The 7,254-nt window shown below is 69.2% G+C and carries 6 protein-coding genes; all 6 read right to left on the bottom strand.

Annotated features, from left to right (window positions below):
• The 6 genes from IE325_RS22955 to eccB all read right to left on the bottom strand — a co-directional run bounded on the left by IE325_RS22955 (position 1) and on the right by eccB (position 7,235).
• Positions 1-459: a YbaB/EbfC family nucleoid-associated protein gene (locus tag IE325_RS22955; protein WP_190071885.1), complete on the bottom strand. Its 459-nt coding sequence runs from the start codon at positions 457-459 to the stop codon at positions 1-3.
• A 148-nt stretch (positions 460-607) separates the two neighbouring features.
• Positions 608-3,859, bottom strand: a complete 3,252-nt coding sequence (locus IE325_RS22950; protein ID WP_190071884.1) for an AAWKG family protein — start codon at positions 3,857-3,859, stop codon at positions 608-610.
• 25 nt (positions 3,860-3,884) lie between these two features.
• Positions 3,885-4,352 carry a type VII secretion system-associated protein gene (locus IE325_RS22945; RefSeq protein ID WP_190071883.1) on the bottom strand — a complete coding sequence of 156 codons (468 nt, stop codon included), beginning with the start codon at positions 4,350-4,352 and terminating at the stop codon, positions 3,885-3,887.
• Positions 4,353-4,489: 137 nt separating this feature from the next.
• Positions 4,490-4,798: a WXG100 family type VII secretion target gene (locus IE325_RS22940; protein ID WP_062672674.1), complete on the bottom strand. Its 309-nt coding sequence runs from the start codon at positions 4,796-4,798 to the stop codon at positions 4,490-4,492.
• Between the two features lie 87 nt (positions 4,799-4,885).
• Entirely contained in the window at positions 4,886-5,221 is a 336-nt protein-coding gene (locus IE325_RS22935) for a hypothetical protein (RefSeq protein ID WP_030955148.1), read from the bottom strand.
• A 472-nt stretch (positions 5,222-5,693) separates the two neighbouring features.
• A complete protein-coding gene (gene eccB / locus IE325_RS22930; protein WP_190071882.1) occupies positions 5,694-7,235 on the bottom strand; it encodes a type VII secretion protein EccB in 1,542 nt (513 codons plus the stop codon).
• Between the last annotated feature and the right edge of the window lie 19 nt (positions 7,236-7,254).

The raw sequence follows: 7,254 nt of genomic DNA, 5'->3' as shown, positions 1-7,254 counted from the left end.
TCAGTCCTCTCCGTCCTCGCCGAGCGCGTCCCGCCAGGCGGGGGTGGCGGCCTGGGCTTCGCGTGCAGTGTCCTCGTCGTCCTCGCGCAGCACCTCGGGGCCGAAGATGCGCTCCCAGTCCAGCTCGAAGCCCTTCAGCTCGGGCACGTTGCTGCTGGGTTCGGTGAAGGGCGCCATCGCCTTCATCACATGCCGGTTCATCTTCAGACGGGCCGCGTTCGCCGCCTCCAGGACGCTGGCGGCGAGCTCCTGGGGTGACATGTCGCGGTACTTGTTCTCCAGGAACTCGATCCCGGACAGCTCGCCCTGCGGGCCCACGGTGGCGCGGACCGCGCGGTCGGAGGAGAGCACCGCGAACGACGCCTGCCGCAGCTCGCGTTCGGTGCGGGCGACCGCCTCCTGGGCGGCCTGGAGCTCGGCCATCGCCTTTTCGAGGCGCTTCTCCAGCGGTTCCGTCACGCCCGCTCCTGCCTTCCGCGTCGCTCTCGCCCCGCGTCCGGTTCCGGCCGCGGGCTCCTCAACTGCCGTACAGATCCTGCCTGGTGGTCCGCCCGACGCGGAGGCCGGGGCCGGGTGGATCCCTCGCGCCGCCGCGGCCGTACGGTGCTCACCGTCCGATGACGGCCGGGGTGCCGCCCTCTTCGGTGCCCCATACGTCCGCGTCCTCCTCCAGGTAGTCGCCGGAGCTGGTGGCCCTGTCGCGGCCGGGCTCCGTCTCCTCCTCGGGGGATTCGCCGCCGGTGGTCGCCACCCGGGATGCCGGGGAGAGGAAGGTGTCGTCGTCCTCCTGGCGGTTCCACGGGCTGCGACGTCGGCGGTTGCGGCGTTCGCTCTCCTCGGCCGCGTCGACCAGGACGGCACGCACCCGCTCACCGTTGCCCTTGTCGCCGCCGGCGCCCATGCCGCCCATCGGCATGCCGGGGCTGCCGGGCATGCCGGGTGCGCCGGGGGTTCCGGCCGTGGCGGCGGGGGCGAGGGGGCTGCCCGCGCTGTCGGCGGCGCCGTCGGAGAGGGGTTCGGCTCCGGTGCCGGTTCCGCCGGTGCTGTCCGCGGTGAGGAGGCTCTCCCCGCCGGTGCCTGTGCCGCCGCCGAGACCCAGGTCGTCCAGCGATACGTCCCGGGTGGTGCCGCCGGTGTCGTTGAGGCCGCCGCCGCTCTCCAGGTCGCCGAGGCCGTCGAGGATGTCCGAACTGTCTTTGCCGCCACCCGAGTTGAGGTCGTGCAGGTTCACCGTCTCGGTGTTGCCCTGCGGGTCGGTGACCGTGGCGATGCCGGTGTCCGGGTCGATGACCTGCTTGCTGCCGTCGGGGAACTCGGTGGTCAGCATGCCGTTGTCGAGGCTGGTCTTCGATCCGTCCGGATTGGTCACCGTCGCACCGTGGGTGAGGTCGGTGGTCGTGGTGGAGCCGTCCGGGTTGGTGCTGGTGAGCAGACCGCTGTCGGGGTCGAAGCTGATGCTGCTGCCGTCGCGGAAGTCGGTGGCGATGTCGTCGCCGGTGAGCTGGGTGCTGCCGCCCGTCGGGGTTTCAAGGCCGGACCGGTCGGTGTTGAGGTCCCCCAGGTTCCCCAGGTCGTTGAGGTCGCCTTCGGACTGGGTGTTGATGTCGCCCAGGTCGCCCAGGTCCGTAGGGTTGTTCTGGCTGTTGAGGCCGTCCAGGCTGCCGAGATCCTGCGTGGTCGTGGCGCCGTTGGGGTCGGTGGTGCTGACCTGGCCTGTGGCGGGGTCGACGGTCTGGACGCTGCCGTCGGGGAAGGTGGTGGTCAGCTTGCCGTCGTCGCCGAGGGAGGTGACCGAGCCGTCCGGGTTGGTCACCCGGGTCCCGTCGCCCAGGTTCTGCGTGGTGACGCTGCCGTCCGGGTGGGTGGTGGTGAGCGCCCCGCTGTCCGGGTCGAAGCTGGTGCTGCTGCCGTCCGGGAAGTCGGTGGTGAGCTTGCCGCCGTCGAGCTGGGTGTTGCCGCCGGTCGGCGTCTTGACGGAGCCGCCGCCCGCGTTCAGGCCGCCGAGGTTGCCGAGGTTCTGGGTGATCGCGTCGTTGGCGGCGTTGTTCGCGGCGTTGTTGGTGCCGCCCGGTCCGCTGTTGAGCCCCCCGAGGTTGCCCAGGTTCGTGGTGACCGGCGGCGGGCTGGACGTGAAGGCCTGCTGGTTGCCGTCGCCCGGGTTGTTCACATTGCCGAGGTCGCCCAGGCTCTCGGTGACCACGTTGTTCGGGTTGTTCTGGTTGCCCGGGTTCAGGATGTCGTCGAGGTTGCCGAGGTTCTGCTCGGTGACGGCGTTGGGGTTGTTGAGCCCGCCGAGGCTCTCCTCCATGGCCTTGGCCTGCTCCTCGGCCTCGCGCTTGGCCTCTTCCTGCTCACGCTTCTGCTCCTCGCGCAGCTCCTCCTGGTACTTCTTGTCCTCCTCGCGCTGCTTGTTCTGCTCCTCCCGCAGTTCGTCCTGGTACTTCTTGTCCTCCTCCCGCTGACGGTTCTGCTCGTTGCGGAGTTCCTCCTGGTACTTGCGGTCCTCCTCGCGCTGCCGCTCCTGCTCGGCGCGCAGCTCGTCCTGGTACTTGCGGTTCTCCTCGTTCTGCCGGTTGATCTCCTCCTGCGCCTCCTTGGCCTTCTTCTCCTCGTAGTCCTCGGAGGCGGTGCTGGTCGACTTCGGTTTGGGCACGTTGTCGGAGAAGTCGTCGCCCAGGTCGAGGAAGTGGTTGTTCAGATTCGACTGCACCGTGGCCGCGGGCTTGCCCAGGTACTCGTCGACGCCCTGGCTCCAGATCTTGACCGCCTTGTCGCCGACCTTCGCCCAGTTGGCGATGTCGGTGAGATCGCCGTACTCCGGGTGCACCTGGGTGAAGCCGGCCTGCGGGCTGTGGCTGACGGTCGTGGTGTAGCGGGAGGTGTACGACTTGATGTCCGTCTTGGCGACGTTGTTGGCGTCGACCCATTGGGCGAGGTCGTCCAGGACGTAGCGCAGCACCTGGTGGGGGTCGTAGTACGGGGACTTGGCCCAGGAGAGCCACGCCTCCAGGAGCTTGTTGGCGGCGTCCTCGAGGTATTTGCGGCCGAGCGAGAGGGCGCGGGAGTACACCGTGCCGCCGGTGCCGGCGTCGTCGCCGCCGGGGTTGGAGTTGAACGTCTCGACGTAGTTGTCGTAGTTCTCGCGGATCTTCTTCAGCAGGCTGCGGAAGACCTCCGCGGCCTCGCCCTTCCAGCTGGCGTCGTCGCGGCCGAAGCGGTCCTCCCAGTCCTTCAGCACCACCGCGTGGTCCTTGAAGAACTTGGCGGCGAAATCGAAGGACTCGCCTGTGGTGTTGAAGGAGTTCAGGTCCACGACGTCGGCGCCGGGCACGCCCAGGTTGCTGAACCGGGCGTCCTGGGTGTTGCCGCCCAGCAGGGCGAGAAGCGCCGCCCGCGGCCCGTTCATGTACCGGGCGAGCGGGATGGTGCTCATCTTGTCCTTGTTGTAGTCCGTGAACTCGTTGCCCTCACGGACCTGCGCGTCATTGACGTTGTCCGAGCCCGGACCGGCGAAGATGATGTTCTCGCCGTCCTTCACACGGCCCTCGAAGACGATCCGGGCCTGCATGATGGATCGCTTCTTGCCGCTGTCGAAGAACCAGATGTCGTAGTCCTCGCCCTTGTTCGTCAGGAAGCCGGAGTCCTTGACGAGCAGGCTGAGGCTGCGCTCCTTGATGTCCATCCGGAACAACTTGCCGCCGTGTTCGGAGCGCAGGGAGTCGAAGACGGTGTTGCGGTCGGGCACCGGGTAGCCGGTGATGTGGGTGACCAGGGTGGCCCAGGTGTCACTCGACGGGTCGCCGGGGTTGTCGAACTTGTCGAGGTTGGCGACGGAGTTGGGATCGTACCGGTCGGCCACCGGGCGCCCTTTCTATCGGAGTTGGTCAGGACTCGTCCGGGTCGCCGGTGCTGCCGGCGGTGAGGGTGTCGACCTCGTCGAAGGTCTGGAGGAGCGTCTGGGCGTCGATCGCGTCGAGGTTCTTGTCCTTGGTCTTGTTGGCCTCCTCGATGGTGTCGGAGAGGGCCTCCTTCAGCTCCTTGAAGAGGTCCATCTGGTCACCGAGCAGCTTGTCGATGGCCGTCGCCGCGGTGCGGATGTCCTCGATCAGCTTCGGTCCCGAGACCAGCGGTTCGGTCACCATCCGGCCGATGCGCAGGAGTTGCTTGTCCTGGGCGAGGTTCTCCGGGGTGGTGTGGCCGTCGATGAGGTGGCCGAGCGGACGGATGTGGTTCCCGTCGCCCTCCTCCTTGTGCTTCTTCGCGGCGGTGTGGACCGGCTGCACCTCGTTGTCCCGGAAGTTCTCCATCTGCTTGAGGTCGAAATGCTTGACGTCGGCCTTCTCACCGGCCATGGGACGCACTCCTGACGCTTGGTTCCGGACGGGGACACGCCGGACGGGGATACGGGGGCCCGGCGGACGCCCCGTGTACGGACGACAGCCGGGCCGCGTCGCCGAACCCTCGACGAAGGGGAAGCTTCGGCGCTGCCCTAACGGGCCCGCACATTGCCCCAGTTGTCGGCGCTCCTGCGCTCGTCGCGGGAGTGGTTGTCGTGGATGGTCTGGATCAGCTCGCCGTTGTCGCCGAGGAGCTGGGCCATGTTCTTGGTGGCCTGGTCCCACTCCGCCTGGACCTGACGGTAGGTCTCCTGGTCGGAGCCCTCCCAGGAGGTGACGAGCGGCTTGAGCTCGTCCTCCAGGTTGTTGAGGGTGGTGATGATCTGCTGGGTCTGCGCCATCAGTTCCTCGATGGCGTTGCGGACCACGGGGTACTGCACGTCGATGATGCCGTCGGCCATGACGTCTCCTCTCGTACGGCCGGGCGCCCGCCCGGGAAGCTCAAGGTGTCCGGCCTCGCCGTGACGGGGCCGGTGCTGCCGGTCGGGTCAGCTCAGCGCTTCGAAGACGCCCTGGCTGGTCTTGCTGTTGAGGACCTCGGTCAGGTCCTGGTTCTCCTGGGCCAGCCGGTTGGCGGAGGTCACGTTCTCCTGGAGCGCGTCGACCATCTTGCTGATCTGGATGACGACCTTCTGCGCCTCGGCGTTCCAGCTGCGGAAGAGCTTCAGCAGGGCCTGGCCCTCGTCGCCGCCGACGCCCGAACGCGCGGCGATCTCGGCGACGTTGTTCTGGATCTTCTCGACCTGGCTCCGGGCCGACTCCAGGGAGGAGACACCCCCCAAGCCCTTGGCATAGTCCGCTTTCCTCGCGGCGCTGTCCGCCATGTCGCGCTCCCTTCGTTCAGCCCCGTCTCGTCGCACAGTTGCCCGCTGAGGCTAAAGAGAAGCCGATGCCGCGCGCAACGAGAACAGGGAAGATTTGAGCTTCGGTCAGCTCGCCCCGGAATTCTTGCGTGGCAAGGGAGTTGTGCGGAGGTTTCAGCGAAATGAACAAGCCTCTCGGACCGGTGCCGGACACCCGGGCATGCATCATCCATGCCGCGATGCGGGCAAAAAGCGGGCACGCGGAGAAGGCGAACGGGCATCACGCGGAGCCGAATCCGGCATTGAAAGCGCTTCCCCCGGATTCCGCGGGCAGGCCGGGCCGAATTTTCTGAGCTTTGCCTGAGGTTACCGCCGCGTTCGACAAGCGGATTGGTCCGTGGACTTCACACCGTCGACAACGACTTTGGCTCAATACTTGCCCTGCGCCCGCCCCTTTCCTTTTCTTCGGCTCCGAATGCGCCCCTTGCCGTGATCAGCGCGAGGTGTCCGCCTTGTCCTTCTCGGCGCTCTCGGGGGCGCACCGCGGAGCCGTCACGTTGGGCTCCGAAGTGCCCGAGGCGGCGGCCGGGTCGAGGTCCGCGCCCGTCGGCAGCGAGGCGAGCAGCGGTGCCGGGACGGAGGCGATGTCCGCGGTCTCGTATCCGAGCGCGGCCAGCGAATTCTTCGTGGAGACGCGGTACTTCACGCCGTTCTCCGCGACCAGATAGGTCGTCCCCGCGTGCGCGGCGCCGCTGGCGTTCAGGGCCCGCACCAGGGCGCCCCGGCCGGGCCGGACGACCGTGGCGTCGGTCGGGACGCAGGCCGGTTCCAGCGGCTGGGCGGTGCCTTCCGACACCGCGACCGGGGCGAGCCGGGTCAGGGGTACCAGGACCGACCTGATCCGTACGCCGCCGTTGTCGCCGTCGACCTGCGCGCACAGCGCGGTGCCGCTCGGCGCGGACTCCGGGACGGGGGGTGCGTCCGGAAGTTCCGCGGCGTCGGTGGTGCCCGGGTTCGTGGACCGGTGCTCGCGCAGGGCGTCGGCGCCGACGGTCCGCGCCTCGGGTGAACGGCCCTGGTAGGCGTCCTTCTGGGTGGCCGGGTCGCCGAGCACCAGGGCGGCGCCGAGCCGGGTCAGCGGCACCAGGCCGTCCTCGCGCAGCAGGTGGTACGTGCTGTCGCCGCCGGGGACGCTGACCTTGAACAGCTGGCCGACGCGGGTGGCTTCCCCGCCGAGCGTGGGACCGGCCGCACCGCGCCCCGGCACCGCGGGCGGCTTCAGGACAGGCCCGGGGGCCAGCGCGTCGAGGAAGGCCGCCGAGACCGGCATCGGCTGCTCCGAGCCGTAGCCGAGGGCGTTACGGGCGTCCGAGGCGCGGTCCAGCGGAAGCCTGCTGCCCCGCCACACCAGGTACTCGGTGTCGTCAGGGCCGCGCACCAGCACCGCACGGTCGCCGCCGATGCCGCGGGAGTCCAGCGGCGCCCCGGCGACCACGGTGGTCGCCCCCGGCTTCTGAACCCCGGTGTCCGGTACGGCGCCGGAGGTGTCCGGCAACGCCCCGTCCGGGCCGGTGACGCACATGTGCCAGGCGCCGCCGTCGAGTTGGCCGGGCTCGGGCACGGTGTCGGGGACACCGGGGATGCCGGCCGGGGCGCCCACCGGGATGTCCCGCAGCGAGGCGGTGGCGACATCCACGGTCTTGAGGTCGGAGCCGCCGATCAGCCGCGCGGAGGCGTAGTTGCGCACCGGGTGCAGTACGCCGTCGGTGTCGGTCCACAGGTAGCGGGCGCCGGTGTCGCGGTTGACCACCAGGTGGGCGCCGTCGCGCCAGGCGTCGTTCCCGCCCGGGCGCAGCAGGCCGTAGACGGTGGCGCCCGCGCCGATCAGGACGGTGGCCAGTACGCCGAAGACCACACCGCGGGTGGTACGCCCGAGCGGGCTCTCCGGGGCGTCCGGGTCGGCCATGAGCAGGCCCGAACTGAGCCTGCCCATCATGAAGCTGTGGGCGTGTACCTGATCGCGTTTGGACTGCACGGCCTCTCCTAGTCGTTCA

Origin of the sequence: Streptomyces lanatus, assembly GCF_014655715.1 — a bacterium.
GTDB lineage: Bacteria > Actinomycetota > Actinomycetes > Streptomycetales > Streptomycetaceae > Streptomyces > Streptomyces lanatus.
This window is presented reverse-complemented; position numbering and strand designations above follow the sequence as displayed.